The 25,670-nt window shown below is 70.6% G+C and carries 27 protein-coding genes; 7 read left to right on the top strand and 20 right to left on the bottom strand.

Annotated features, from left to right (window positions below; translation table 11 throughout):
- The first annotated feature begins 146 nt into the window (after positions 1-146).
- The gene (locus tag AB0B64_RS32890) at positions 147-704 is read left to right on the top strand and encodes a dihydrofolate reductase family protein (RefSeq protein WP_357957799.1); all 558 of its coding nucleotides are present in this window, start codon (positions 147-149) and stop codon (positions 702-704) included.
- A gap of 98 nt (positions 705-802) precedes the next feature.
- Here the strand turns inward: AB0B64_RS32890 and AB0B64_RS32885 are convergent, their stop codons facing one another.
- A complete protein-coding gene (locus AB0B64_RS32885; RefSeq protein WP_358182004.1) occupies positions 803-1,510 on the bottom strand; it encodes an SDR family oxidoreductase in 708 nt (235 codons plus the stop codon).
- A gap of 58 nt (positions 1,511-1,568) precedes the next feature.
- On the opposite strand from AB0B64_RS32885, the gene AB0B64_RS32880 reads away from it, so the two are divergent.
- Positions 1,569-1,976 carry a MerR family transcriptional regulator gene (locus AB0B64_RS32880; protein ID WP_357957796.1) on the top strand — a complete coding sequence of 136 codons (408 nt, stop codon included), beginning with the start codon at positions 1,569-1,571 and terminating at the stop codon, positions 1,974-1,976.
- 27 nt (positions 1,977-2,003) lie between these two features.
- Here the strand turns inward: AB0B64_RS32880 and AB0B64_RS32875 are convergent, their stop codons facing one another.
- The 6 genes from AB0B64_RS32875 to AB0B64_RS32850 all read right to left on the bottom strand — a co-directional run bounded on the left by AB0B64_RS32875 (position 2,004) and on the right by AB0B64_RS32850 (position 6,723).
- Positions 2,004-2,225 (bottom strand): helix-turn-helix transcriptional regulator, encoded by a 222-nt coding sequence (locus tag AB0B64_RS32875; RefSeq protein ID WP_357957795.1) that lies wholly within the window; start codon positions 2,223-2,225, stop codon positions 2,004-2,006.
- Positions 2,225-2,716 carry a DUF2975 domain-containing protein gene (locus tag AB0B64_RS32870; protein ID WP_357957793.1) on the bottom strand — a complete coding sequence of 164 codons (492 nt, stop codon included), beginning with the start codon at positions 2,714-2,716 and terminating at the stop codon, positions 2,225-2,227. The genes AB0B64_RS32875 and AB0B64_RS32870 overlap by 1 nt, the downstream gene beginning before the upstream one ends.
- 120 nt (positions 2,717-2,836) lie before the next feature.
- Positions 2,837-3,577, bottom strand: a complete 741-nt coding sequence (locus AB0B64_RS32865) for a cytochrome d ubiquinol oxidase subunit II (protein ID WP_358181999.1) — start codon at positions 3,575-3,577, stop codon at positions 2,837-2,839.
- 9 nt (positions 3,578-3,586) lie between these two features.
- Positions 3,587-4,837, bottom strand: a complete 1,251-nt coding sequence (locus AB0B64_RS32860) for a cytochrome ubiquinol oxidase subunit I (RefSeq protein ID WP_358181996.1) — start codon at positions 4,835-4,837, stop codon at positions 3,587-3,589.
- A gap of 96 nt (positions 4,838-4,933) precedes the next feature.
- Positions 4,934-5,602: a response regulator transcription factor gene (locus AB0B64_RS32855; RefSeq protein WP_357957787.1), complete on the bottom strand. Its 669-nt coding sequence runs from the start codon at positions 5,600-5,602 to the stop codon at positions 4,934-4,936.
- Positions 5,599-6,723, bottom strand: coding sequence for a sensor histidine kinase (locus AB0B64_RS32850; RefSeq protein WP_358181993.1), 1,125 nt, complete (start codon positions 6,721-6,723; stop codon positions 5,599-5,601). The genes AB0B64_RS32855 and AB0B64_RS32850 overlap by 4 nt, the downstream gene beginning before the upstream one ends.
- Positions 6,724-6,788: 65 nt before the next feature.
- On the opposite strand from AB0B64_RS32850, the gene AB0B64_RS32845 reads away from it, so the two are divergent.
- Positions 6,789-7,007: a hypothetical protein gene (locus tag AB0B64_RS32845; protein ID WP_357957783.1), complete on the top strand. Its 219-nt coding sequence runs from the start codon at positions 6,789-6,791 to the stop codon at positions 7,005-7,007.
- Here AB0B64_RS32845 and AB0B64_RS32840 read toward each other — a convergent pair.
- The 4 genes from AB0B64_RS32840 to AB0B64_RS32825 form a co-directional block, all read right to left on the bottom strand.
- A complete protein-coding gene (locus tag AB0B64_RS32840; RefSeq protein ID WP_357957781.1) occupies positions 7,004-8,017 on the bottom strand; it encodes an acyl-CoA desaturase in 1,014 nt (337 codons plus the stop codon). The genes AB0B64_RS32845 and AB0B64_RS32840 overlap by 4 nt on opposite strands.
- Positions 8,018-8,179: 162 nt before the next feature.
- Positions 8,180-11,062 carry a BTAD domain-containing putative transcriptional regulator gene (locus AB0B64_RS32835; RefSeq protein ID WP_358181990.1) on the bottom strand — a complete coding sequence of 961 codons (2,883 nt, stop codon included), beginning with the start codon at positions 11,060-11,062 and terminating at the stop codon, positions 8,180-8,182.
- Positions 11,063-11,084: 22 nt separating this feature from the next.
- Positions 11,085-11,420: an antibiotic biosynthesis monooxygenase gene (locus AB0B64_RS32830; RefSeq protein ID WP_357651355.1), complete on the bottom strand. Its 336-nt coding sequence runs from the start codon at positions 11,418-11,420 to the stop codon at positions 11,085-11,087.
- A gap of 157 nt (positions 11,421-11,577) precedes the next feature.
- Complete coding sequence (locus AB0B64_RS32825; protein WP_357957777.1) at positions 11,578-12,828, bottom strand: NAD(P)/FAD-dependent oxidoreductase; 1,251 nt, start codon at positions 12,826-12,828, stop codon at positions 11,578-11,580.
- Between the two features lie 65 nt (positions 12,829-12,893).
- Here AB0B64_RS32825 and AB0B64_RS32820 point away from each other — a divergent pair, with 65 nt between their 5' ends.
- A complete protein-coding gene (locus AB0B64_RS32820; RefSeq protein WP_357957775.1) occupies positions 12,894-13,487 on the top strand; it encodes a TetR family transcriptional regulator in 594 nt (197 codons plus the stop codon).
- On the opposite strand, the gene AB0B64_RS32815 is transcribed toward AB0B64_RS32820, so the two are convergent.
- On the bottom strand, positions 13,484-14,422 hold the full coding sequence (locus tag AB0B64_RS32815) for a beta-ketoacyl-ACP synthase III (RefSeq protein ID WP_357957773.1): 939 nt from the start codon (positions 14,420-14,422) through the stop codon (positions 13,484-13,486). The genes AB0B64_RS32820 and AB0B64_RS32815 overlap by 4 nt on opposite strands.
- Before the next feature lie 62 nt (positions 14,423-14,484).
- On the opposite strand from AB0B64_RS32815, the gene AB0B64_RS32810 reads away from it, so the two are divergent.
- Complete coding sequence (locus AB0B64_RS32810) at positions 14,485-15,087, top strand: TetR/AcrR family transcriptional regulator (RefSeq protein WP_358181987.1); 603 nt, start codon at positions 14,485-14,487, stop codon at positions 15,085-15,087.
- Between the two features lie 10 nt (positions 15,088-15,097).
- On the opposite strand, the gene AB0B64_RS32805 is transcribed toward AB0B64_RS32810, so the two are convergent.
- From AB0B64_RS32805 to AB0B64_RS32795, 3 genes are read right to left on the bottom strand one after another with little or no spacing between them, the layout of a single operon-like run.
- The gene (locus tag AB0B64_RS32805; RefSeq protein ID WP_358181984.1) at positions 15,098-15,634 is read right to left on the bottom strand and encodes a hypothetical protein; all 537 of its coding nucleotides are present in this window, start codon (positions 15,632-15,634) and stop codon (positions 15,098-15,100) included.
- The gene (locus tag AB0B64_RS32800) at positions 15,631-20,082 is read right to left on the bottom strand and encodes a hypothetical protein (protein WP_358181981.1); all 4,452 of its coding nucleotides are present in this window, start codon (positions 20,080-20,082) and stop codon (positions 15,631-15,633) included. The genes AB0B64_RS32805 and AB0B64_RS32800 overlap by 4 nt, the downstream gene beginning before the upstream one ends.
- A gap of 19 nt (positions 20,083-20,101) precedes the next feature.
- On the bottom strand, positions 20,102-20,488 hold the full coding sequence (locus AB0B64_RS32795) for a YbaB/EbfC family nucleoid-associated protein (protein ID WP_357957765.1): 387 nt from the start codon (positions 20,486-20,488) through the stop codon (positions 20,102-20,104).
- A gap of 79 nt (positions 20,489-20,567) precedes the next feature.
- On the opposite strand from AB0B64_RS32795, the gene AB0B64_RS32790 reads away from it, so the two are divergent.
- On the top strand, positions 20,568-20,864 hold the full coding sequence (locus AB0B64_RS32790; RefSeq protein WP_358181978.1) for a hypothetical protein: 297 nt from the start codon (positions 20,568-20,570) through the stop codon (positions 20,862-20,864).
- 116 nt (positions 20,865-20,980) lie between these two features.
- On the opposite strand, the gene AB0B64_RS32785 is transcribed toward AB0B64_RS32790, so the two are convergent.
- From AB0B64_RS32785 to AB0B64_RS32770, 4 genes are all read right to left on the bottom strand, one after another.
- A complete protein-coding gene (locus AB0B64_RS32785; protein ID WP_357957761.1) occupies positions 20,981-21,193 on the bottom strand; it encodes a hypothetical protein in 213 nt (70 codons plus the stop codon).
- 137 nt (positions 21,194-21,330) lie between these two features.
- On the bottom strand, positions 21,331-22,002 hold the full coding sequence (locus AB0B64_RS32780; RefSeq protein ID WP_358181975.1) for a response regulator transcription factor: 672 nt from the start codon (positions 22,000-22,002) through the stop codon (positions 21,331-21,333).
- Complete coding sequence (locus AB0B64_RS32775; RefSeq protein ID WP_358181972.1) at positions 21,999-23,168, bottom strand: histidine kinase; 1,170 nt, start codon at positions 23,166-23,168, stop codon at positions 21,999-22,001. Before AB0B64_RS32775 ends, AB0B64_RS32780 begins: the two co-directional genes overlap by 4 nt.
- 49 nt (positions 23,169-23,217) lie before the next feature.
- Positions 23,218-23,802, bottom strand: a complete 585-nt coding sequence (locus AB0B64_RS32770; protein WP_357957756.1) for a hypothetical protein — start codon at positions 23,800-23,802, stop codon at positions 23,218-23,220.
- Positions 23,803-24,019: 217 nt separating this feature from the next.
- Between AB0B64_RS32770 and AB0B64_RS32765 the strand changes: the two genes are divergently transcribed.
- Entirely contained in the window at positions 24,020-24,769 is a 750-nt protein-coding gene (locus tag AB0B64_RS32765; RefSeq protein WP_358181969.1) for an SRPBCC domain-containing protein, read from the top strand.
- Between the two features lie 107 nt (positions 24,770-24,876).
- Here the strand turns inward: AB0B64_RS32765 and AB0B64_RS32760 are convergent, their stop codons facing one another.
- A complete protein-coding gene (locus AB0B64_RS32760) occupies positions 24,877-25,137 on the bottom strand; it encodes a MerR family transcriptional regulator (RefSeq protein ID WP_357957980.1) in 261 nt (86 codons plus the stop codon).
- Positions 25,138-25,670 lie beyond the last annotated feature (533 nt).

Genomic DNA, 25,670 nt, shown 5'->3' with positions numbered 1-25,670 from the left:
TGCGGGAGCCGGTGGTCTGAGTGCGTGAGTGACCAACCGCTGAGCACGAGCTGATCGAGCGGTGGGCGCTGATCGGAGCTCAGGCAAGCGCCCCCATGGGGCGTTGGGACCGTCCCGGCGCGGGACGAAACAAATGGAGGCACCGGATGCGGAAGCTGATTCTGGGTTTTTACGTCTCGCTCGACGGCAAGAGCGCTGACGGGGACAACGGAATCCGGGACGTCATGATGAGCATCGACGACCGCGAGCAGGAGGAGTATTTTGTCAGCCGGCTGTGGGAGGCCGGGGCCTTCCTCATGGGCCGCAACACCTACGAGGCCATGGCCGGATACTGGCCCGGCTCCGACCATCCGTCTGCCAGGGCCATGAACGAGATCCCCAAGGTCGTGTTCTCCCGCACCCTGAAATCGGCCGACGACTGGCCCGAGACCCGCATCGCCGGCGGTGACACCGCAGAGGAGATCGCCAAGCTCAAGGCCGAGCCCGGTAAGGACCTCGTCGCCGCCGGTGGCACCGAGTTCATGCACTCCCTGATCAAGCTCGGCGTGGTCGACGAGTACCGGCTGTGGGTGCTGCCCGCCGTCACCGGCAAGGGCGCGCCGCTGTTCCCCGAGCTGGATCAGGCTGTGAACCTGCGCTTGGTGAAAAGCACGTCCTTCCCGTCCGGCGTCCTCGAACTGGTGTACGTGCCGGCCGACAAATAATACCCAGCAAGCGACACAGTCACGGTGGCACCGGGGGCAGGCGCCTGCCCGTCCCCAGTACCGGCCGCGCCTGAGAAACCGCGGTCGAACCCAGCAGGTCAGGCCGTGAGGGCGGCCGCCGCTTCCCGGTAGATGACATTCGGGTCCTCGGACAGCCATGCCTTCACCTGGCGGCTCCAGTCGTCGGCGAGCACCTCGGGCCGGTGCGCCTCGATGCCGTCGAGGGCCGCCGCGACGATCACCTCGGGGGCGCTCTTGTCGCCGTCGTACCAGGCCATCATGTCGGTGTCCGCGGCGCCCAGGTGCAGGCCCGTCACCAGGGTGCGCTGGTGGGCCAGCTCCAAGCGTGCGCCGTTGGTGAGCGCCCACTCGGCGGCCTTCGCCGCGTGGTATCCGCCCGCGCCGTCGAAGGCGAGCCACGAGATCGCGGACAGAACGTTGAGGATCGCGCCGTCGGCCAGCTGGGGCGCGAAGGCACGGATCACGTTGAGGGTGCCATAGAAGTGGGTGTCCATCTCGCGGCGAATCGTGTCCAGGTCCCCGGTGACCAGATTCGCCCCGGTCGAGATTCCCGCGTTGTTGATGACGATCTTGACGTCAGGTGCCGCTGCCGCCGCGGCGGCGACCGATGCCGGATCCGTGATGTCGAGGCGCAGCGGGATGACCCCCGGTACGTCGATGAGCTCCGGGCGGCGGGCAGTGGCGTACACCTTGCCTGCGCCGCGGTCGAGGAGAGAAAGGACGAATTGCCGTCCGAGGCCGCGGTTGGCCCCGGTCACCAGCACATGTGCTCCGTTGATCTGCATGCGGATAGGCTAAAACCTGACGTTGACGTCAGAGGCAACTCTTGTGATGGAGGTCACGGTGCGTATCGGCGAGTTGGCGGCGAAGTCGGGCGTGAGCGTACGGGCCCTGCGCTACTACGAAGAGCAGGGACTGCTGGACGCGTACCGGAGCGGCTCCGGGCAGCGCCACTACCCCGAGTCGGCGGCCGACCGTGTCCACCTGATCCAGATGCTTTACGCCGCCGGTCTGTCCAGCCGGACCATCGCCGAACTGCTGCCCTGCGTCGAGGCCAAGGCCAGTACTCCGGAGTCGCGCGCCCAGCTCGCCGCCGAGCGCAATCGCATCGATGCCCAGATCGCCGCGCTGACCCGTACCCGTGACCGCCTGGACGTGATCATCCGGAACACCGAAAGCCCGGACAGCGGCTGCGCGTGGATCGCGGACCACGACGTCGCCGCAGAGGCAAGTCTCTCCGCGACGCCGTGATCGCCGCGGCATGGCGGTGTGGGCGCGTCATCCGTCCGCGGCGTCCTCGGCCTCCCAGCGCAGCAGGTCGCCCGGCTGGCACTGGAGCACCTCGCAGAGCGCGGTGAGCGTCGTGAAGCGCACCGCCTTGGCACGGCCGTTCTTGAGCACCGCCAGGTTGGCGGGCGTGATCCCTATGCGGTCCGCGAGCTCGCCCACGGACATCTTCCGCTTGGCCAGCATCACGTCGATGTCGACGACGATCGGCATCAGATCATCTCGTCCAGCTCGGCCTGCATCTGCGCCGCTTCGCCGTCCCGCGCGACGGCTTGGGCGAGCAGCACCCGCAGCACGCGCACGATGAGCGCGACCCCCAGGATGGCCACGCCAATGCCGGCCATGATGACGGTGACGCCCGGGTCGTCCCGCTGGCCCGGCGCGTTGATGGCCGTGACCGCGAACCACACGAAGGCGGCCGCCACGATCGCGCCGATCACGATGTCCACGTACCGGAAGGCGGCGTGGGAGAACACGGTTCCGCGTCGCACCATCGTCACCAGCCGCCATACGCAGACCACGGCGACCTGGACCGACACCATGCCCAGGATCGTGATCACGCGCAGCGGGGTCAGCGGGAGCGACCCGTCCTCCGGGTCGTTCCCGCTGATCAACGTCCACACCATCAATACCTGTATGAACACGGTGCCGACGAGCACCACCCCGAGCACGGCCCGCAGCGCGAGCACTGTCAGTTTCCCCATGGCGCATCCTTCCATCGAGTTGCGATGGAAATCTATCGAGTTTCGATAGGTTAAGCAAGGGCTGGGCTACAGCCTGCCCGCCGACCAGGGCGGGCAGGGTCCGAGGATGGTCTCCCCCGGTTACAGGTACGACGGGCCGGTCACCCGGTGCCGGAAGGTCCACCAGACCCACGCCTGTGAGGCCACCAGGAACGGGATCAGCGTGAGGATGACCGGCACCAGAAGCGCGCCCGAGGTGCCCGGGGCCAGAGGCAGCCGGAAGCCCGCCAGGACGCCGATCGCCACCAGGGCCGTCGCCGTCAGGGCGTACGTGCGGCCCTCTCCGGTGCCGCCGGACAGCACCGCCGCGCGCTCGCGCAGCACGCCCCGCAGCCGCAGCGCCGCGAACGACAGCCCGTGCGTGGCGAACAGCGCGGCCACCAGCAGGGCGGGCAGCAGCGCGAGAGGCCCATGGATGCCGAGCAATACGTCACTGAGCAGCGAACCCCAGCTGAGCGCCAGCCCCCAACTGCCCGCGACGACGGCGCCGTCCCAGAACCCCTGCCACCGGACGCCCGCCAGCCGCCCACGCAGCCACAGGCCCATGTCCCGGATGACCCAGGAGAGCAGCAGCGCCACGACGAGCGAGTAGTTGCCGCTCAGCAGCGAGCCCTCCAGAGCAGGGAAGAGCCCGGCGAGCACTCCGGCTGTGGCCACCAGCCACACCTCGTTGCCGAGGAAGAACGGTGCGATCGCGGCGATCGCCTCGCGTCGCTCGACCGGGGTGCGGCCCAGATACGGCAGCACCATGCCGACGCCGATGTCCGCTCCGGCCAGCACGAGGTAGCCGATCGCGAAGAAGGCCAGAATAAGGATCTCCATGACGGCTCCTCAGAAGGTCAGTACGGGGGCGACGGTCTCGAGCGGGCGGTCGCCCAGCGCGACGGCATCCGGCCCCTTACGGGCAGTCCTGGCCAGCAGCCAGTAGTTGACCAGGATGAGTACGGCGAACACGGTGACGAACGCGGTCAGCGAGAACCTGATCTGCCCGTACGACACCGGTGACATGGCGTCGGCGGTCTTCAGCAGGCCGTACACGGCCCAGGGCTGACGCCCCATCTCACGGAACATCCAGCCGGCGATCATGGTCACGAACGGGACGGGGATCAGCGCCGTCAGCAGCCAGTGCCACGGCCGGAAGCCCCGTACGACCGGCCGGAAGAGCATCAGCAGAAAGCTCGCCCCGGAGACGAAGAAGAGCACCGCGAAGAGCGACATCATGGTGATCCCGGAGGCGCGCACCCACCCCAGCGACGGCAGGTAGTCGCCCGGACCGTACATGGCCACCATGTCCGCCTGCACCTCGGCCATCCGCCGCGCGCTGCCCGACCAGGCGGCCAGCTTGGTCAGTTGCATCGTGTCGAAGCCGAGTCCGCCGAACGTCGCGGTGAACAGCGTCGCGGGCAGCGCCACGCAGATCCCGATGCGCAGCGACTTGCGGAAGAAGTCCTGCTCGGTCGTGCGCTTGGCCAGGTGGTACGCGCTCACCCCGGCCATGAGGAAGCCACCGACGATCAGCGCGCCGCCGCCGATGTGGAAGAAGGCGACCAGCGCCGCCGGATTGGCCACCAGCGCGCCGAAGTCGGTGAGGTGCAGGACGCCGTCCTTGAGCTGGTAGCCCACCGGGTTCTGCAGGAAGCCGTTGGAGATCAGGATCCAGAACGCCGAGGCGTAGGCCGTCAGCGTGACGACCCAGATCAGTGCCAGGTGCGCCCAGCGGTTCAGCTTGTTCCAGCCGAAGATCCACAGGCCCAGGAAGGTGGACTCGATGAAGAACGCCACGATCGTCTCGATCGCCAGGGACGAGCCGAACACGTTCCCGGCGAACTCGGTGAGCCCGCTCCACGACAGCCCGAGCTGGAACTCCATGACGAGCCCGGTGACGATGCCCATCGCGTAGTTGATGATGTAGAGCTGCCCCCAGAACCGCGTCATCCGCATGTGCACCGGGCTGCGGGTCAAGGTGGCCCAGGTCTGGATGACGGCCACCAGCGTCGCCAGGCCGAGGGTCAGCGCGACGAACAGGAAGTGCGCCCCCGCGGTGAGGGCGAACTGCAGGCGGGCGAGGTCTACGGTCTCCATGGTCAGAGGTTCTGGCCAAGGTCATCTCCGCCGCGTCATGCTGGGGCGGGCACCTGCCGTACACCTGTGGTGTCAACCGGCCGCCCGCCGTACAACTCAGGGAGTAAGCCAGCCTGGGGTGATCATGCCGGCCTCGTAGGCGAGCACCACGAGCTGCGCCCGGTCGCGCGTGCCGAGCTTGGTCATGATGCGGCTGACGTGCGTCTTGGCCGTGGCCGGGCTGAGCACCAGCCGGGCCGCGATCTCGTCGTTGGACAGCCCGGCCGCGACCAGCGCCATGACCTCGCGCTCGCGCTCGGTGAGCGCGTTGAGCCGGGGGCCCGGCTCCGGGCGCTTGACCCGGCCCGCGAACTCGGCGATCAGCCGCCGGGTCACCGAGGGCGCGATCAGCGCGTCGCCCCTGGCCACCACGCGCACCGCGTGGATCAGCTCGGCCGGCTCGGTGTCCTTGACCAGGAACCCGCTGGCCCCCGCCCGGAGCGCCCCGTAGACGTAGTCGTCGAGGTCGAACGTGGTCAGGATGATCACCTTGACGCCGTCGAGCCGCGGATCGGTGACGATCGCGCGGGTCGCCTCCAGGCCGTCCAGCTCGGGCATCCGGATGTCCATCAGCACCACGTCGGGCCGCAGCTCGCGGGCCTTGGCCACGGCCTCGGCGCCGTTGGCCGCCTCGCCGACCACCTCGATGCCGTCCTCGTCGCTCAGGATGGACCGGAACCCGGCCCGTACGAGATTCTGGTCATCGGCGAGTACGGTGCGGATCATCGAACTCCGTTCAGCGGTAAGTGGGCGACGACCTGGAAGCCGCCATCAGGCCGGGGGCCCGCCTCCAGTGTGCCGCCCAGCGCGGTGGCGCGCTCCCGCATGCCTTGCAGCCCGAACCCGGTCCCGCCGGTGAACGTCGCGCCCGGTCCATCATCCTCCACGCGGATCACGATATTTCCGGACTCGTTGGTGACGGTCAGCCGGGCCGTATCGGCTCCCGAGTGCCGGGAGACGTTCGTCAGGGCCTCCCTGATGATGCGTGCCGCGGCCAGGTCCACCTCGGCCGGCACCTCGTCCAGCGGCCCCGACAGCTCGGTCCGCACGTCCAGCCCCGACGCCGCGACCAGCGCCTCCATCCGGGCCAGGCTGTCGGCGGGCGCGGTCGGCGCGCCCTCGTCCACCTGCCGCAACACGCCGAGCGTGGTACGCAGCTCGCGCAGCGTCTCCTTGCTGGCCTCCTTGATCGCCCGGAGCGCGGCCTCCGCGTCCTCCGGCCGCTTCTTCAGCCCGTGCAGCGCCGCCGCGGCCTGCACGTTGATCATCGAGATGTTGTGCCCCAGGAGGTCGTGCAGCTCCCTGGCGATGCGCAGCCGCTCCTCGCTCGCCCGCCGCCTGGCCTCCTCCTCCTTGCCGTGCAGGGCGTCGAGCACGCGCTGCTCGGCCTCCCGGAGATAGGCGCGCCGGTTGCGGGTGACGCCCCCACCGGCGACCGCGGCCGCTACCCATCCGGTGATCAGGATGAACATACTGTCGTCCACATGCCTGGTCCCGCCGGTCTCGCCCAGGCCCATGGCCAGCATCGTGGTCGCGCCCGCGGCGATGGCGGCGATCAGGTGGCCCAGGTCGGCGGCGGTGTAGAGGACGACGAACGCCATGATCAGGATCGGCCCGTCGAGCCGGGCCAGGGGATAGTAGAGCGCGACGGCCGCCAGCACGACGATCAGCGCCACCACCGGGTAGCGGCGCCGCGCCAGCACCCCGGCACTGGCCACGAGCGGCAGCACGATGTCGAGCGCGTTCGGTGCCAGGGCGGGCTGAAAGAAGGAGGTGGCGACCGTACCTGCCAGTACGACGATGACCACCGCGACCGACACGATGGTGCTGGCCGACAACCTTCGCATGGGGCCCATTCTGTACGGAGGACCGCTCGGGTGGCCAACCGCCCCGCAATGGGTAGAGCCGGAGCATGAGCGAACAAGACGACTTGCGGCACGTCGAAGAGGACCTGGCCAGGCTGCGCGCCGAGACCAAGGACCTGCGTGACCAGATCCGCGACATGGGCGCCACCGACCAGGTGGAGATCAGCGCGATGATCAGCATGGCGGACGAGCAGGAAGAGCTGATCGCGGAGCTGGAAGGCCGCCGAGACGACCTCCTCCGACGTCTCAAGGGCGCCAGTGGCTAGCGCAGGGGCGCGCCCACTTCGTGCAGATGCCGCAGGGCCTGCCCGTACGAGGTGATCAGTCCCGTCTCCAGGTAGCTGACCCCCAGGTCGGCGCAGTACTGCCGGACGATCGGCTGGGCCTTGCGCAGGTTCGGCGACGGCATGTTGGGGAACAGGTGGTGCTCGATCTGGTAGTTGAGCTGCCCGAGCGCCACGTCCACGAACACGCCGCCCTTGACGTTGCGCGAGGTCAGCACCTGCTTGCGGAGGTAGTCGAGCTTGTCCTCCTTGGTGAGGATCGGCATGCCCTTGTGGTTCGGCGCGAACGTGCTGCCCAGATAGACCCCGAACAGCCCCTGGTGCACCACCAGGAAGAGCAGCGCCATGCCGAACGGCAGCACGGCGAAGATCAGGCCGAAGTAGCAGGCGAAGTGCGCCAGCAGCAGCGCTCCCTCCATCCTGCGGTGCTTCGTCGTCGGCTGGAACACCGCCTTGACACTGGCGATGTGCAGATGCCACGCCTCCAGCGTGAGCAGCGGGAAGAACCAGTACGCCTGCCACTTGGCGATGAACCTCGGCAACCCCCGGCTCCGCTCCACCTGGTCGGTCGACCAGACGATCACGGCGGGCGAGACGTCGGGGTCCTCGTCCTCGTGGTTGGGGTTGGCGTGGTGGCGGTTGTGCTTGGTGTTCCACCAGCCCCAGCCCAGGCCGATGCCGAAGTCACCGATGATCAAGCCGAGGATGTCGCTCGCCCGGCGGGTCCTGAAGACCTGCCGGTGACCCAGGTCGTGGGCGACGAACCCGATCTGCGCGGAGGCCACGGCGAGCGCGACAGCCACCAGCAGCTGCCACCACGAGTCGCCGACCCACACGAACAGCGCCCATAGACCGACATAAGCGGCCAATACCAGGGTCAGTCGCACGGCGTAGTAGACCGGACGCCGGTCCAGCAGGCCGGCATCCTGGATTTGTCGGGCCAGTTTGGCGAAGTCACTACCACGGGTTTCGAGCGTGCCTGTATCGGCCACAGGTCTCCTTACTTAGAGGTGGAAGTTACCCCCACCCGGCGCATTCTCCGCGATAAGGAGAGATCACGGCTAGTGCTCCGCCATCGCGTCTGCTCACTAGGCTGCCCAGTATGGTCCATGCCGAGCCATGCTCGGCGCCATGAAAGCGGCTGACGGAGACTGTCACGGGGACGAGAGCGCGTACCTCTCCGGATCCGGGATCGCCGCACCCCTGACCAGGGCCTCCGCATAGCGCTCGGCGCCCAGCGCCGCCCGGCACCGCCCGGCCAGCGCGACCACGTACGGATCGGCCGACTCGGTGATCCCGCGCAGCACCCGGGCCGCCCCCAGCAGCTCGGCGGCCATCAGCGGGTCGCGGTGCTCGGCCACGCCTTCGAGCACGGTCGCGCGGGCCGTCCTGTCCTCGCAGGTGGCCATGAGCTCCAGCGCCCTGCGCGACGGCTCGGCCGGCTCGGCCACGCGGGCCAGCTCGACGTTCATGAACGCCCTGAACTGGGGAGGAGCGTCGACGTCCATGGCCAGGGCGCCGCGCACCAGCCGGGCGGCCGCGCCCGGATCGCCGGAGCGCCGGGCCAGCTCGGCTCTGGCGTGCGTCACCCGGGCGATGGTCAGCGCGTCCTCGGAGCGCAGCGCCGCCTGCCAGGCCCGCTCCAGGGTGGTGGCGGCGCCCGCGTGGTCGCCGGTGCGCATCATGAGCTGGCTGAGCCGCAGCAGGAACATCATCGGCCCGAGCGGCGCCCCCAGCCCGGCCAGCTCCGCCGCGATCGGCTCCGGCTCCTTGGCCAGGGTCAGCGCGCGGGCGAAGTCGCCTCGGTTCTCGGCGGCCAGCGACAGCCAGAAGTAGGCGGTCCACTGCCCCCAGCGGTCGCCGGTCCTGCGCAGTCCGTCGAGCGCCGGCTCCAGCAGGGACTCGGCGCCGTCGACCGCCCCGTACTCGAACCGGACGATGCCCGCTACCAGCAGCGCCGTCGACCTGGTCCACGTGTCGGGATGATCAAGAAGCCGCTGGGCGCTCGCCTCCGTGACGGCCACCACGTCGGGCGGCGGACCCATGGCGACGCCCATCGCCCAGGAGTGCAGCGCCGCCGGATGGTCGGACTCCCGGACCGCCCGGCTCGGCTCGGCGCCCATGGCGGCCATCATGCACAGCCCATGGGCCAGCTCCCGCCCCTCGGGCGGGACGTCACCGACCCTGCGCAGCGCGGCGGTCGCGTTCGCGATGACCTCGTGCCGCCGCCCGCGCATGATCCACGGCCACAGCCTGGGCAGGATGACCCGGAGCGGGTCGTCGGAGTGCCGGAACGCCGCGTCCAGATTGCCCTGCTCGGCGTCGAGCACGGCCAGCCACTTGACCTGCTCACCCGTCCGCAGATGCGGCTCGGCGGCCTCGGCCAGCTCGGCGTAGTAGCGGGCATGCGCCTGCCTGAGCTCCAAGAGATCAGCAGTGGTGGTCTCCGCGACGTACTGCCTGATCGTCTCCAGCATCGTGTAGCGGTCACCGGAGAGCGCGATCAGCGACTTGTCGACCAGCGCGGAAAGCAGATCGAGATCGCCGCCGCAGACCCGCCCGATCGCCTCGGCCGTCGCCCCGCCGGAGAACACCGACAGCCCCCGCAGCAGCTCCCGCTCCTCCCGCGACAGCAGGTTCCAGCTCCAGTCGATGACCGCGCGCAGCGTGCGGTGCCTGGGTTCGGAGGTACGGCTGCCGCGAAAGCCCAGCCGGTCGCCGAGCTGCTCGACCAGCATGGACACCGGCATCGTCCGCAGCCGGGCGGCGGCCAGCTCGATGGCCAGCGGGATGCCGTCGAGCTCGCGGCAGATCCGCGCGGCCTCGGCCGGGTCCGGGCTCAGGTCGGGCCGGGCGGCGGCGGCGCGGTCGCGGAGCAGCTCCACGGCGGGCTCCTCCGCCAGCGGGAGTACAGGATGCAGGGTCTCGCCGGGCATGTTCAGCGGCTCACGGCTGGTGGCGATGACCCGCAGCCCGGCCACCGCGCCCAGCAGCCATTGCGCCACGCGCGCGGCTTCGTCGATCAGGTGCTCGCAGTTGTCCAGCACGATCACCGGTGACGTGCCGCGCAGCGCTCTGACCAGGTCGGACGTCTTGAACACGGCTTCCAGCGCGGCCCGCACCCCGGCCGCCGGGGCCAGCTCGACCAGCCACACCCCGTCGGGCACGCGCAGCGTCGCGGCGGCCTCGACGGCCAGGCGCGTCTTCCCCGCCCCGCCGGGCCCCACGAGGGTGATCAGCCGGGCGCCCGTCAGTGCCCGGATGCGGGCGACGTCATCGCTGCGGCCGACGAGGAGTGCCCGGATACGGGCGACGTCGTCGCCGCGGCCGACGAAGCTGGTCAACCGGGCGGGCAGGTTGCTCCTGGGCTCCGGCTCCTCGTCACGCAGCGCCGCGAGGTGCGCCTCCCGCAGCTCGGCCCCCGGATCGACGCCCAGCTCGTCCGCCAGCCGCGCCCTGATCCGCTCGAAGACCTCCAGCGCCTGGCCCCGCCGTCCGTCCGCCACCATGGCCCGCATCAGCAGCGCGTGGAACGGCTCGCGCAGCCGATGCTCGGCGACCAGCTCCTCCAGCTCCGCCACGACATCGCCGCCCGCGGCCAGGTCCGCCGCGATCCGGCTCGCCAGCGCCGCCAGCCGCAGCTCCTCCAGCCGGGCGGCCGGGGCCAGCGCGAAGGGCAGGTCGATGCCGGCCAGCGCCGGACCGCGCCAGAGCGCCAGCGCCGCGTGCGCGTCGCCCGCGCGGGCCAGCCGCTCGAACGCCTGCGCGTCCACCTCATCGGCCGGTACGTCGAGCAGGTAGCCGCTCGGATGGGAGGAGATCAGCCCGGGAGCCTCCCTGCGCGCCCTGGACACCAGCGACTGCAGCGCGGCCATCGGATGCTCGGGCGGCTCACCCGGCCACAGGTCGTCGATCAGCCGGTCGTTGGTCACCACCCGGCCGGGATCGAGCGCCAGGCGGATCAGCAGCGCCCGCACCCGCGCGCCGCCGACCGCGGCCCCCGCGATCTGGAGCGGCCCCAGGATCCCGATCCGCATCCACCCTCCAACAAAGGGCCGCTCAGCTCTTGGGGCTGGCGCTCTGGACGACCTCGAACGACCAGAGCTGCGATCCGGACGCGGCGGGCCCCTGGCCGTGGCCATGCCCCTGAGCAGCCCCGGCTTGCGCGTGCCCGCGCTGGAAGGCCTGACCCTGCTGCCACGTCTGGAAGTCGTCCTCGCTGCGCCAGCGGGTGTAGACCAGGTACTGGTCGGTGCCTTCGACCGGCCTGAGCAGCTCGAACCACTCGAACCCGTCGGCCGACTCCACCATGCCCGCCCGGTTGGAGAAGCGTCGCTCCAGCTCCTCCCGCATCTCCGCAGGCACGGTCAGGACGTTGATCTTCACGACTGACAACGGAACCCCTCTCCTCTCCTCCAACGCTAGCGTCAGCGCGCGACGCCTCGCGATCTGGGTGCGCGAAGCCGGCCGCGCACCGCGTGGAGGGCGCGCCGCACCTCACCCCGCTCCAGCAGCTTCGACAGCGCCGGCTCCTCCAAGGTACGGCGTTGGACTACGAGAACACCCTCGCCTTGAGCGACGGGAAGCGCTGGACCGTACGCAGGAACGCCTTGAAGCCCATCCTGGCGGCCCGGCTCTCGCCGATGAACTGCTCGGCCGCGCGGAGCGAGTCCCGCACGGCCGCGAAGCCGTACTCGCGCATCCGCTCCTCGTAGTCCGCGATGGCCTCGACCGTGTCGCGCCCGCCGGTCAGCGCCAGGCAGAGCAGGCGGGCGTCGCGCAGGGCGGTGTTGGCGCCGATGCCGCGCATCGGCGTCATGCTGTGGATGGCGTCGCCGAGCAGCGTGATGGTGGTGGCCGGCCACGGCTCGATCGGGATCGAGGTACGGATCGGCAGCAACGAGACCGTGTCGGGGTCGGCCAGGTCGATCAGCTTGTGCAGATCGGGATGCCAGGACTCGACCATCTCCGCCACCGTCCGCTTGAGCCGCGCGCCCGGCAGGTCGGCGACGTCGGCGGGGAAGCGGTCCTTGGCGGCGCCCACGGCCCAGAGGATGTAGCTGCCGGCGTTGTCCATCAGCGCGCCCTGCTGCTCGGTCGCCCCGATGGCGCCGACCGGCGCGGTGTCGCTCAGGTCGTGCGGCGCGCAGAACATGCCGAGGCCCTTGGGCGGGATGATGGTGTTCGGGCCCTCGACGAGCCGCCGCGAGATGAGCGCCCTGGTCTCGTCGGTGAGCGGGAACTTGCCCGCCACCGTGGTGATGCCGGTCTCGACGCGCTCGGCGTGCGGCAGATACTGCTTGCGCACCCGCGAGTTGCCGCCGTCGGCGGCGACCACGACGTCGGCCATGTCGCTGGAGCCGTCGGCGAAGAACAGCTCGACCCGCCCGTCGGGCAGCCGTTCGTAGCGCTCGTACGTCTTGCCGAACCGCACCACCTCCTCCAGCCCGGTCAGCAGCACCTGCCTGAGCGTGATGCGGCTCACGGAGTGGTGGTCGTCGGCCGGGTCGGCCGCGGGCGGGGTCTCGATCAGCGCGAGCGTGCCGAGCCGCTCGGTGAGGAAGCCGAAGTCCTGGCCGCCCTGCCCGGTCGTGGCGAGGAACGCCTGCCAGAGCGCCGCCGGCAGGCAGTGGTGGAGGGCGCGGGCGCCGTTGGGGTCGATGTGCACCCGGTAGCCCTGCAGCCGGTCGGCCGGGGTGCGGTCCCGCTCGTAGACGGTGACGTGCTTTCCGGCCTTGAGGAGTCCCTGAGCGAGGCAGAGGCCGCCGACCCCGCCGCCGATGATCGCGATGTGCTCTGTCATGTCCATGACTATCAACCGCATGGATGATTCTGTCAACCATCCGGATGGATGATAGTGTTCCGGGCATGAGACGAGCGCCGGAGGAGAAGCAGCGCGACCCGGAGCGCACCAAGGCCCGCATCCTTCAGGCGGCGCTGGAGGAGTTCGCGGCCAAGGGGTTCGCCGGGGCGCGGGTCGGCGAGATCGCGGCCAGGGCCGGGGTCAACAAGCAGCTGATCTCTTACTACTTCGGCGGTAAGGAGGGACTCTTCCGCGCGCTGAACACCCGCTGGCAGAGCGAGGAGAGCGTGTTCGCCGATCGCGGGTCGTCGCTGGGCCGGCTCATCGCGGGCTACGCGCGCGCCAATTCCAGCCGCCGCGACTTCGGCAAGTTGCTGGTCTGGCAGGGGCTCACCGACGACGCCCCGCCCGATCCCGCCTTCGCCGACGAGGTGCGCCGCGACCTGGAGCACCTGCGCGCCCGTCAGGAGGCGGGGGAGTTCCCCGCCGACCTGGACCCGGCCGCGGTGCTGGTGGCGCTGTTCGGGATGGCCGCGGCGGGCATCGTCTTCCCGCACCTCGTCCGGGCCGCCTGCGGGCTCGACCCGGGCTCACCCGAGTTCGGCGACTACTACGCCGAGCAGCTGGAGCGGCTCGCCGACTACCTGCGCGACGGTTAGGGGCAGCGGACGATCATCCCCGCGTACGAGAGGTTCCCGCCGAACCCGAACAGCAGCATCGGCGCCCCCTGCCGCACCTCACCCCGCTCCAGCAGCTTCGACAGCGCCAGCGGGACGCTCGCGGCCGAGGTGTTGCCCGATTCGACCACGTCACGGGCCACGATCGCGTTGACCGCCCCGAGCTTCTGCGCGATCGGCTCGATGATTCGTAGGTTCGCCTGGTGCAGCACCACGGCCGCCAGCTCCTCCGGCTTGACGCCGCCACGTTCACACGCGCGCCGGGCGATCTCCGGCAGCCGCGTGGTGGCCCAGCGGTAAACGGTCTGGCCGTCCTGGGCGAAGCGGGTCGGCGTGCCGCCGATGCGCACCGCGTTGCCCAGCTCGGGGGCCGAGCCCCAGACGACGGGCCCGATCTCCGGCTCCGCCGCCGCGCTGAGCACCGCCGCCCCGGCGCCGTCGCCGGTCAGTACGCACGTCGTACGGTCGGTCCAGTCCGTCACGGCCGTCATCTTGTCCACCCCCACGACCAGGGCATGCGTGGCGGCCCCCGCCTTGATCGTGTGGTCGGCCATGGCCAGCGCGTGGGTGAAGCCGGAGCACGAGACGCCCAGGTCCATGACGGCCGCGTCCGGTACGCCGAGTTTGGCCGCGACGCGGGAGGCGATGTTCGGCGCCCGCTCGGTCTGGGTGCAGGTGGCCACGAGGACGAGGTCGATGTCGGCGGCGTCCAGCCCACTGCCGGCCAGCGCCTTGGCCGCCGCGTGCCCGGCCAGCTCGGTCACGCCTTCCTCCGGCCCGGCCATGTGCCTGGTGCGGATCCCGACCCGCTTGGTGATCCACTCGTCGGAGGTGTCGACCATGGCGGCGAGGTCGTCGTTGGTCAGCACCTTGGCGGGCTGATAGTGGCCGGTGGCGACGAGTCTTGATCCAGTCATGGGCGGGACTATAGCAACCGACCGTTCGGACGCTAAACGGCGTCGAACGCTAAACTGCCTGGATGAGTCCACGGAGATCCGTGGCGGAGGCCCTCGGCACGCGCTCCGCCATCCTCGACCGCTCGGTCGCCATCGCCTCCCTCGAAGGGCTGGAAGGGCTGACCATCGGCCGCCTCGCGACCGAGCTCGGCATGAGCAAGTCCGGCATTCTCGGTCATTTCGGCTCGAAAGAGGCGCTGCAGCTGGCGGTGCTGGAACGGGCCGGCGAGGTCTTCCGCGCGGAGGTCTGGGAGCCGGTCATCCGGGTCGAGCCGGGACTGCGCCGGCTGCGGGCGCTCTGCGAGGAGTGGATCTCCTACCTGGAGCGCGGCGTCTTCCCCGGAGGCTGCTTCTTCGTCGCCGCGGCCCACGAGTTCGACGGGCGCGTGGGGGCGGTGCGCGACGCGGTGGCGGCCCGGTTCGACGCCTGGCGGGGGCGGCTGCTCAAGGAGACGCGGCGGGCCGTGGCCGCCGGGGACCTGCCGGGCGGCACCGAGGTCGATCAGCTGGTGTTCGAGCTGCACGGCCTGGTCATGGCCCTGAATCACACCTTGCAGCTGCACGGCGACCGGCAGGCCGTCGTATGGGCGCGCCGGGCCGTACGGGCTCGCCTGGGCATGCCGTAAGGCGGCGCGCTTAGGGGAAATCCTGGAGCATCGCGACCTTGATCGTCCCGGCGGCGTGCAGGCTGGTCAGGAGCGTCCAGTCGTCCGCCGGGTCGAGCCATACCTGAAGCTCCTCGGGACCGCGCGGCCGGGGCAGTGACCCGGCCGGCTCGTAGAACGACGTGACCAGCACCAGCGGCACGGGGGCGGCCCACTCCTCCGGAGCCGGCGGCACGTGCCTGCCGCCGAGCAGCACGGCCCGCTCCTCAGGCGTACACTCCTCCAGCGGCCCGGCCGCGGCCAGCTCCGCCTGCGCCCTGACCTGGGCGTCCAGCGCGATCCGCTCGCGCGCCTCGCGTCGCTCCTCCGGAGTGCCGAGCGCGTCGTAGCCGGGCCTGAGCGCGCCGACCAGCTCGTCCGGCTCGTCCGCGTACGCCCGCGAGCCGCCGCCAGAGAAGATCATCTCGTACCGGTACAACGAGCCGTCGACCTTGACCGGCATGGCGGGCGGCCGGTCCGCCGCCGAGGTGTTGCGGATGACGACCGCCGCGCGGTTCGCTTCACTCATCGCCACCAGGGCTCTTCCCTCTTCTCGTTCCATCGGGTGATCGCGAACAGGGCCGTGAGCTGCGCCTTGTCGGCCGCCCGGTGGTAGAGGTGGTCGGCCAGCTCCAGATAGGACGAGTAGTCCAGGCGCCTGCGGTGCTCAGTATGGTTGCCGGCGACGTCCTTGACGTCGTGGTTGAGCGGGAACTGGTCGTCGCCGAGCCGCAGCGCCAGGTCCACCGTTCCCAGCGCCACTTTGATCTGCGTCTGGATGACGCCGGGGTCCAACGAGCCGTCGGGGAGGCGGATCTCCGTGTGGTCCGTCCGGCCGCCCTCGACCGATTGCACGTTGACCGCGGAGCCGCGCTCGAGTTGCGAGCTCACCAGCTCGTCCAGTGTGACGTACCCAGCGGAGTCCCACATGTTGGGCCTACAGTAGACGAGCCCCCGGTGGCGGTTCTGCTCCGGGTTCGTCATCAGCCGCAGGAACGTGTCGAAGTAGTTTCTGTTCACCAGCCTCAGCAGCCGCTGGTAGAAGGCGGGGATGTGGTCGAACGCGGAAGTGTCCACGTGGATGTGGCCTCCCGTGCTCGGCGTCGCCACGCCGCCGTGCGACTTGATGATCTCGCACACGAGCTGGATGCTTGCCCACGTGCGCGGCGTGTCGTACAGCGGTGGTGAGACGAGCTCTCCGGCGACCGTTACGTCCTGTTCCAGCCGCCAGCCGTTGTCGCCCTCGTAGTAGCCGCCGTCGTGGCCGGTGTGGTAGGGGTGCGTCCACGGATCCGGAGTAAGCCCCGCGTCGTACAGGTCGCGGGCGATGGCCTGGTTGATCGCGTCCTGGTGCGGCTTGAGCGACTCGGGCAGGTCGTACTCTATCTCCCGGCCGAACTTGAACCCGGTCCCGGGCGCGGCCAGTCCGCCGGTGGCGTCCTCGGTCAGGTAGGGCACGACCGGCTCGCCGCGCTCCGCCCGCGCGAACGCCTCCGCGAGGTCGCGTTCGAACGCCTCGGGGTTCCACCGATAGGAGACCTCCGGCTCGCGGGGCCGGCTGTCCCAGGCGCGGGCGCGGGCCTCCAGCGCACGAGCGTGCTCCGCCTCCAGGTCGGAGACGCGGTCGCGAGCCCTCACCGTCGACGCGCCGGCGGCGGCGTCACGGGCGGCCGCCTGGCGGAGCTGGTCTGTGAGCGCCTCTTCAGCCAGGCGCGTCAAGGTCGGCCTGAAGCGGTACGGCACCTCCGCCGGCGCCCGGTAATAGGAGTTCAGCCGGTGGACGAGGTCGGCCCGGTCGGCGGCGCCGGCCGGATCCAGCCCGCGCTCCTCGGCCCCCCTGAACACGTGGGCCAGCTGGTGGACCGAGTGCCCCAGGCCGAGATCGCCCGCCAGCTTCCGCAGGGGATCGAGGACCCACGCCGGGGCGTCGCCCGGCGAGCCCACGATCCGGTCCATGCGCGCAAGTGCACGCGTTGCGGGCTCGCCGAGCCCGGTCGCGTACCGGTCGGACACCCGCAGCCTTGCCCAAGTGTCCGGGGTGGTGTCCATGTATCCCCGCAGCGCCGCCACCAGCGCCGCCCGGTCAGGAGCGCCTACCGGGTCGAAGCCGAGCCGCTGCGCGCGCTCGGCCACGTGGGCGAGGCGGCCTATCCGGTCGCCGAGGCCCAGTTCGCGCGACAGTCCGGGCAGCGGGTCCAGCGGGGGACGCGGCGCGCCGTCGCCGACGATGACGCGGTCCATTCGGCCCAGGAGCGCGGCCTTCGCCGGGTCCAGGCCCGCGGCGGGGAATCGCTCGTCCATGACACGCACGTCCCAGCCGTCCATGTCGCGTTCGCGGTACCGCGTGAGGCTTTCCACGAGCTCCGCGTGGGTCGCCGGCCGTTCCGGGAGGGCACCGTGCGTGTCCACCTCCACGAGCATCTCGGAGAACGTCCGGAGCGCGTGCGAGAATCCCGCCTCGGCCGCCAGGTTACGCAGCCGACCATCGGGCGCGACCGAGCGGAGCGCCCGGTCGGTACGGCTGATCGCCCGCGCGGCCGGGTCGCCGAGCCCGGCGATGGCGTGCTCGTCCGCGATCCGCAGCCCGTCCCACAGCTCGGAGTCGCTCTCCCGGGCCCGCTCCAACTCGCGCACCAGGTCGTGCCGCCCTGCCACGCCCTGGACGTCCATGCCTCTCGCCTCGGCGTCCAGGAACAGGCGCCCTAAGTGATCAAGCGAGTAGAGCCCGAGGTCCAGGTCGAACGTGAGGCGGCGAAGCTGGTTGACCCTGATCTCGCGCGTGGTGCCGTTGGCGGAGCCGATCGCCAGGTCAATCCGGCCGAGCGTCCGCGCGAGCCCGAAGGAGGGGCGCACGGGCTCCCCTTCGGCGAGCCACAGGCCGGGAAAAAGCAGTGGGTCCGTCTTCCGGTACAGCTCCAGCCGATCGACCAGATCCAACCTGTTCGTCGCGCCGGCGGGATCGAATCCTTGCCGCTGCGCCTCGTCGAAGACGCGTACCAGCCCGTCGAAGGCGACAGGCATGCCCACGGTACGCGACAGCTTGTGGAGCTGGGTGATCATGTCTTTCGCGGTGGGGTTTTGCATGGTGGAGGTCACGGTGCGGGCCATCGTCCCGAAGGTATGCGCCCACGCCTCGTCCGGCACCGCGGTCTCCAGCCTGCGCGCGATGCGGCGGCCCAAGGAGGTCACGTCGGGATCCAGGGGCGGCGGGGGAGTGCCGTCCCGGTTGATGAGCTGGTCGATGCGGCCCCTGCCGGTGCCGTCGCCGTCCGCGAGGTGAGCTCCGGCGGGCGCGCCCTCGCGCGGTACGGGGGCTCCGTCCTGGGTGTGCGTCGCCGGGTTTGGAACCGTGTTCACCGGATCCCGGGCCTGGTCGAGGGCGGCCGGGCGGTCCGAGCCGGGCACGACGGCCCCGCCGTCGCCCTGCTGCGAGCCGACGGCGCGGTCGGCGACCTGCTGCGAGCCGGCGGCGCGGTCGGCGACCTGCTGTGAGTCCGCCTGGCGGGGGAGGCCGTCCTGCGCGTCTGGGCCCGGCGGTGGCGGGGTGGGCGGCACGTACGGCGTGCGGAGCGGGAGGTCGTGGAGGGGCTGCGGGTGCCCTGGCGTGGCGTTCGACGCGCCGGATACGTGGCCCAGCACGCCCGCCTGGCCGTGCGCCACCGCCGCGGGCGCCGCACGGCCGCCGAGCGCCGGGCGAGCGACCTGGCCGGTCAGCTGGGCGTCCCCGGCCGGACGCGCGTCCGTCGGGCGGATCCGCTGCTCCGGCCCGCCCGGAGCCTGGGGCCTCTCACCGCTCAGCACCACCTGGGTCGGCTCGATGACCCGCCGCGGCTCGGACCCGTCCGAGGTTCTGACCCCTGCGGCCTCTCCGCCCAGGCCGCGCCCCTGACCGTGCGTCAGACTGTGCTCCGGACCGGTGGGGTGCCGGGCGGAGGACAGGTCCGTGCCGGAGGACAGGTCCGCGCCGGAGGACCGCCCGCCCGCGACCGGCTCGGCGCCGTGCACCAGTTCCGGCGCGTCGCCGGCCCTCGGCATGTAGTGGGTCCGGGCGCTCTGCGGGATGCCGATGCCTCCGGCCGTGCCCGCCACGAAGGAGTAGAACAGGTGCGCCGGGTCGAGCTGGTCGCTGAGGGCCAGCCCGGGTATCGATCCCACGGTGCCCGACACGCCGCCGGCCAGCGCCCGCCCGTAGACGCTCTGCCCGATGGCCGCGATCTGGTCGCGCACCCCCAGCTCGGCCCGCGACACGATGAACACCAGCTCCCGGGTGGCCAGGCGCGACAGCCCGAAGTCGACCCCGGTGAACACCAGGCCGGTCAGCGCCCCGTTGCCCAGGGACAGCAGCAACGACTCGAGGTCGAGCTTGTCCCGGTTGCCGAAGAGGAGCTGCGCCGCCTGCACGGCCAGGTCCAGGCCGCCCATCACCGCGGCGAAGCCCAGCATGTTCATCAGCAGCCGCCACTTGAGCGCCTGGATCGACATCCGGGTCATCAGCGTGCGCACCTGGATCAGCTTCAGCACCGACGGCCCGTACAGGTACACCCACACCAGCAGCCGGGCGATGGCCAGCGCGAGCAGCGCCAGCGCCGCGTACTGCATCCACTGGGTGTGCTCCATGTCCTCCGCGTGGTCGCGCAGCCGCCGGGCCTCCTGGCGGATGGCCTTCTCCACCCGCTTCAGCAGCGCGTCACCCTCCAGGTTCGCCAGCTGAGGCGCCGTCCGCCCGTCACCGGCGAGCAAGTTCAGGACCCGCTGGAAGGCGTCCTTGGCGGCGCCGTCCCATTCCGAGCCCTTCAGGTAGCGCAGCACCGGCTCGGCGTCCTCGACGCGGATGGCGGCCAGCTCGTCGGCCAGCGCCTCCAGCGCCTCGGCCTCCCGCACCAGCGCGTCCGGAACGGCCTCCGGGAACGCGCCGGCCGTCAGCGGCAACGCCAGATGCCTGACCAGCTCGGGGACCAACCCCAGATCCAGCCCCATCAGCCGGTTTCCCGGACCGTCACGCGCCCGGCCCGCGCCGGTCGGCGCCCGGCAGGAACGACTCGAAGCCCGTGCCCTCGCCGAACAGATCCTCGAACGGGACGTCCTCGGCGACCATCGGCCCGGCCAGGGTCCTGAGCTCCGCGGAGACCTTTTGAGTGGCGATGGCGGCCTGCTCGATGACGCATGCCGCCAGCTCGGTGGGCGTCAGCTCGCGGTACACGCGGGGATCGAAGTCGACGGCCCGCAGCTCACCCCGGGGCCCGACGGTGACGGTGACCATCCCGTCGTCGGACTGCGCGGAGCCCGTCAGGTCGCGCACCTTGCGGTGCATCTCCTTGACCTGTTCGGTTTGCCGATCGATGTCCTGGACGAGTTGTTGGAGTAAATCCCATGAATCACTCATCGTCGTATCAACCCCACGAAGCCATCAGGACGCTCGCATACTATCGATCAAGTCGGTGAGTCAGGGAGGGTGCGGCCGGATGGAACCCGACGGCGTCAGTTACAGCGCCAGCCGGATCAAAGGGCTGGCGGGGGCGATGGGCGACCTCGCGGACAGTCTGCGGGGTGTGGAAGACCGGTACGAGACGCACAAGGAGGCGGCCCGCAAGGCGCTCGGCGACGACGACTACGCGCGCGCGTACTGGCAGGCGAACGGGCAGCGGCTGGAAGCGATCGGTACCGCACTCAAGCTCCTCACCCAGGCCGCCCAGCGTGAGGAGGGGCGCCTCGGCAGCGCCTCCGCCACCTACCGCGCCACCGACGACGCCAACGGCTGAGCATCCCAGACTCCAGACGTTCCCGGAGCGGAGGCGGGCCGGACCGATGCCGGGACGGCACGCTTAAGAGGCCGCGCGTCCCCGCTGGGTGCGGCGTCGGTATGAGGTCGGTCCGGTCAGCTCGCCGAGAGCTCCTCGAAGAGCGTGAGCGCCGCCTGGCGTACGTCCTGTGGCGCGAGGCCGTCGAGCGTCTCCCTGGCCTGGATGACGTCGCGTGTGGTGGCCAGCGTGATGGCCACGGACGCGGCCGCCGCGCGGTCCAGCGAGCCCGCCGGCGCGGCGTCGGCCAGCTGCTGGGCGCTCGCGGCGAGGTCGAGGTTGTCTCTCAACGGGCCTCCTCGGGTGATTGCGGGTCGGCCCATTGCATCACCTGACAGGGTGATTCATCCACTTTTCTTGGAGCCGTTCCCGTTTCGTCGGTCGAGAGGTCGTGCATACGTCCCCGCTTACCCCGTCTGACCACACGTTACGCACCCGGTACCGCGAGGCCCGATTCGTAGGCGGTGATCACCGCCTGCACCCTGTCGCGCAGTCCGAGCTTGGCGAGCAGGTTGCTGACGTGCGTCTTCACGGTGTGCTCGCTGACCACCATGGCCTTGGCGATCTCCGCGTTCGACAATCCGCGCGCGATCAGCTGCAGCGTCTCACGCTCTCTCGCGGTCAGTACGTCCAGCGCGTCGGCGGGCCTGGCGGCGGGCCGGGAGGTGAACTCGGAGATCAGCCTCCTGGTCACCGTCGGCGCCAGCAGCGACTCACCCTCCGCGACCACCCGTACGGCGTTGACCAGATCGTCCCGTCGCACATCCTTCAGCAGGAACCCGCTGGCCCCCGCCCGCAGCGCGTCATAGACATAGTCGTCGTGGTCGAACGTGGTGAGCATGAGCACCCGGCACCCGGTCTCCGCGCACACGATCTTGGCCGCCTCGATGCCGTCCATCCTGGGCATGCGGATGTCGAGCAGGAGCACGTCCGCGTCGTGTTCGCGGACCGCGGCGACGGCCTGGAGCCCGTCGCCCGCCTCGGCCACCACGTCGATGTCCGGCTGCGCGTCCAGGATCATCGCGAACCCGCCGCGGACCAGCTCCTGATCGTCGGCGACCACGACCCGGATGCTCGGGGCCGCGTCCTGGCCGGTCATGCCCGGGCCAGCGGAAGCCGTACCGACACATGGAAGCCCGGCCCGTCGGTGCGGGGATGGGCCGCGGCGCTGCCACCGCAGGCGGCGGCGCGCTCGCGGATGCCGATCAGCCCGTGCCCGCCAGAAGGCAGCCCGCGCCCGCTTGACGGCAACCCGTGCCCGTCGTCGGTGATATCGAGCATCAGGGTGTCGTCCTCCCAGGTGAGCCGGATGTCCGCGTGGTTCGCGCCGGCGTGCTTGACGATGTTGGTGAGTGCTTCCTGCGTGACCCGGTACGCGGCGACGGCGCAGTCGGGCGAGACGGGCCGTGGCGTGCCGGTCGAGGCGAACGCCACCCGCAACCCCGTGTGGGAGACCTGGTCCGCCAAGGCGGGCAGGTCGTCGATGGTGGGTTGTGGCGCGCGCGGCGCCTCCTCGTCCTTCAGCACGCCCAGCATCCGGCGCAGCTGCATCATCGCGTCCCGTCCCGCCGCGGCGATCGCGTCGAAGGCGGCCTCCGCCCGCGCCGGGTTGCTCCTGACCACCACGGGCCCCGCCTCGGCCTGGACGACCATGAGGCTGACCGCGTGGGCGAGGATGTCGTGCATGTCGCGGGCGATCCTGGCGCGCTCGCGCTCGGCCGCGCGTTCCGCTTCCATCTGTCGCTCCCTTTCCAGCCGTTCGGCCCGTTCCTCCAGCGCGGCGGCGTGGGCGCGGGAGGTGGCGGTGGCCCTGCCGATGGCGTACGCGGCGACGAACAGCACCGTCCCGCGCAGCGCGGTCTCCGACGAGCCGACCACGAGCAGGCCACCGGTGACGGTCATGGCGAGCACGAGAATCCGCTGCCAGGTGCCGGAGTAGGCGGCGACCGTGTAGAGCGCGACCATGCCGCCGTACCAGACGGGCTGGCGCGCGACGTGGTCGGCGAGGTCGTAGAGGGCGCCCGTGCACAGGCAGACGACCAGTACGGTGATCGGCGCCCGCCGCCGCCAGACCAGGGGCAACGACGCGGCGACCACCACCGCGTACCCCCACCAGTCCCAGGGCTCGCCGGTCCGCTCATCGCTGAACAGCAGGGGCCAGAGCTGGGCGATCAAGATCACCGCGGTGAGCGCGGCGTCCACCCAGAGGTGAGGGAGCCCCGCGATCCTTCGACGGACGATGTCGATAAGCGACAAGTCGGACACAGCGCCTCATCTTTCCGTATGCCGGCTCATGCTTCCCGTACGCCGGCTCTCACGCATGTACGGGAGCGTGCCTCGCCGTCGTCGTACGGCGGCCCATCAGCGGCAGGAACGAGACGAACAGCAGGATCGCGCCCACCGGGATGAGGTCCTTGTCGACCGCCGACAGCACGACCTCGCCCAGCACCGCGACCGGCACCCAGACCTTGACCAGCCGGTGCCCGGCGAGCAGGCCGGCGAAGGCGAGCTGGGCCACGTAGAACAGGATCGGGCCCGCGCTGTAGACGGCCAGGTTCACGCCCGGCACCGCCTTCACCTGCTCGAACATCGGGCTCATCGCGTCATGGTCGGCCGCCAGGAAGCCGACGATGATGTCGATCGCGAACTGGGCGGCCGCGCAGCCGATCCCGACGACGCCCGCGACCAGCGCCGTGGTGGCGAGGGCGGACCGCCCCAGCATCCTCCGCATTTCCCAAAATATCGGGATAAACAGCGTCAAAGCCCCGAGGAAGGCGAGGTGCCCGGCTGTCCAGGCCAAGCCGGGGCCTCGGACGCCGTCGAAACCGTCGACGATTCTGAGCAGACCGTAGGTCAGGACGAGCACGGGAGCGGCGATGAGCGCGGTGCGATTCTGCACGACTGGTTCTCCTTCAAGCTGCGGGATATGCAGCCCATCCTCGGAGTTCGCCGCTCAAAAGGGATCGCCGCGACGGGCGATCCTCGGTCTCCCTCTCAAGAGCGAGTCCCGTCGCCCAGGAGGGCGATCCGCCGACAATCACGGAGTGCTTGACAATTCTAATTGTCGGTGGAAGTGTCGGTCTCACGCGCAAGGGACATCCACCGAGGAGACGGTCATGCCGCACGAGTTCGAGGTACGTCACGACATCGAGCTGGAAGCCTCACCCGAGGAGGTCTGGCAGGCGATCGCCGAAGGACCGGGCATCGACTCCTGGTTCATGGGCCACAGCGAGCTGGAGCCCCGCGAGGGCGGCAGGGGCACGCAGACCTTCGGCGGCGACTTCAGCATGGGCTCGACGGTCACCGTGTGGGAGCCCGGCAAACGGCTGGCCTACCGCGGCGACGAGAACCCCGAAGACGGCACGTTCATGGCGTTCGAATACCTCATCGAAGGCCGCGAGAGCGGCAGCACCGTGCTCCGCTTCGTGCACAGCGGCTTCCTCGGCGACGACTGGGAGTCCGAGTACGACGCGCTGAAGATCGGCGACCTCCAATACCTGCGCAAGCTGGCCGCCTACCTCAAGCACTTCCGCGGCCGGATCTCGACGCACAACCTGATGCTCTGGGGCCCGCAGGCGTCGCGTGACCAGGCGTGGGCCGCCTTCCAGAGCGTGCTCGGCCTGACCGGCGGCATCGCCGCGGGCGACCGGGTCACGATCGCGCCCGACGGGGTGGCGCCGCAGGAGGGCGTCGTCGAGTGGGTGACCGATCCGGGCACGTTCGTGGGCGTGCGTACGGACGACGGGCTCTACATGCTCATCCACGGCCAGGGCACGGTCGTGGTCGAGCACCACGCGTACGCCGAGATCGACGGGCAGGCGCTGGAGCAGTCCTGGCAGGGCTGGCTCCAGAAGGCATTCGCGTAGAAGGCTTGGCTGTCAGGCGGACATCGGTGTCCCGGCATCCGGGGGCATCGCTGGGCCTGGCCGGCGCTTTGCGGGACCAGGCCGCGGGGTCGATGAGGTCGCCGGCGCTAATGGTCGGCCGGGCGGTCGCGGGAGTTGTTGATGCGTAGCGCCTCGGCGAGCTGGTCTTCCAAGATGATGATCCGGCAAGCGGCTTCCAGGGCGGTGCCCTGGTCGACCAGCTCGCGGGCCCTGGCCGCCAAGCGCAGCTGGTAGCGGGAGTAGCGGCGGTGGCCGCCGTTGGAGCGTTGCGGCTCGATCAGTTTGGCGGCGCCCAGGCTGCGCAGGAAAGCCGCGCTGACGCCCAGGATCTCCGCGGCCCGGCCCATGCTGTAGGCGGGGTAGTCGTCATCGTCGAGTTTGGCTTCAGCGCTGGCATCCACCGCCGCATCGGAGGGTGGCAGGGTGCGGGACTCGGCTTTGTCGCCGTAAGCGGCGCTTGACGCGAGCGTGGAAGTAGCGGCCGTGGTGCGGGGCTTGGGCTTGCTATCGGGCCCTGTGGCCAACTCTGTGGATGTTCGATCCATGTAACCTCCTGAACGCGGACGAGGGCCCCGGCGCCATGATGCGCCGGGGCCCGCAACTAGGTTGTTCAACACCATCTATCGGCCAAGAGGCCGAATTGCCGTTTCCGCAACAGCCGCCCGCTGAGGGCGGGGTGCGGGGATCGCGTAAGCGTGACCGTAGACCACCTTCCCGTCTGTGGAGCTGCGGTACCCGTGCGGCGAAAACACACCGGCGACGGGCGATCCTGATGGCGTTCAACACTCCCTTCGCTATCTGTGAACCTTTTACAACCCATGTCATGAGACGGCCTTCGACGGCCGCTCTGGCAGCGCGTCCACGTGTGGGGCCCCTTGCG

It is taken from the genome of Nonomuraea sp. NPDC049129, from assembly GCF_040648495.1.
GTDB lineage: Bacteria > Actinomycetota > Actinomycetes > Streptosporangiales > Streptosporangiaceae > Nonomuraea.
Note: the sequence above shows the minus strand (reverse complement) of the source record. Positions and strands in the feature narration are given on the sequence as shown.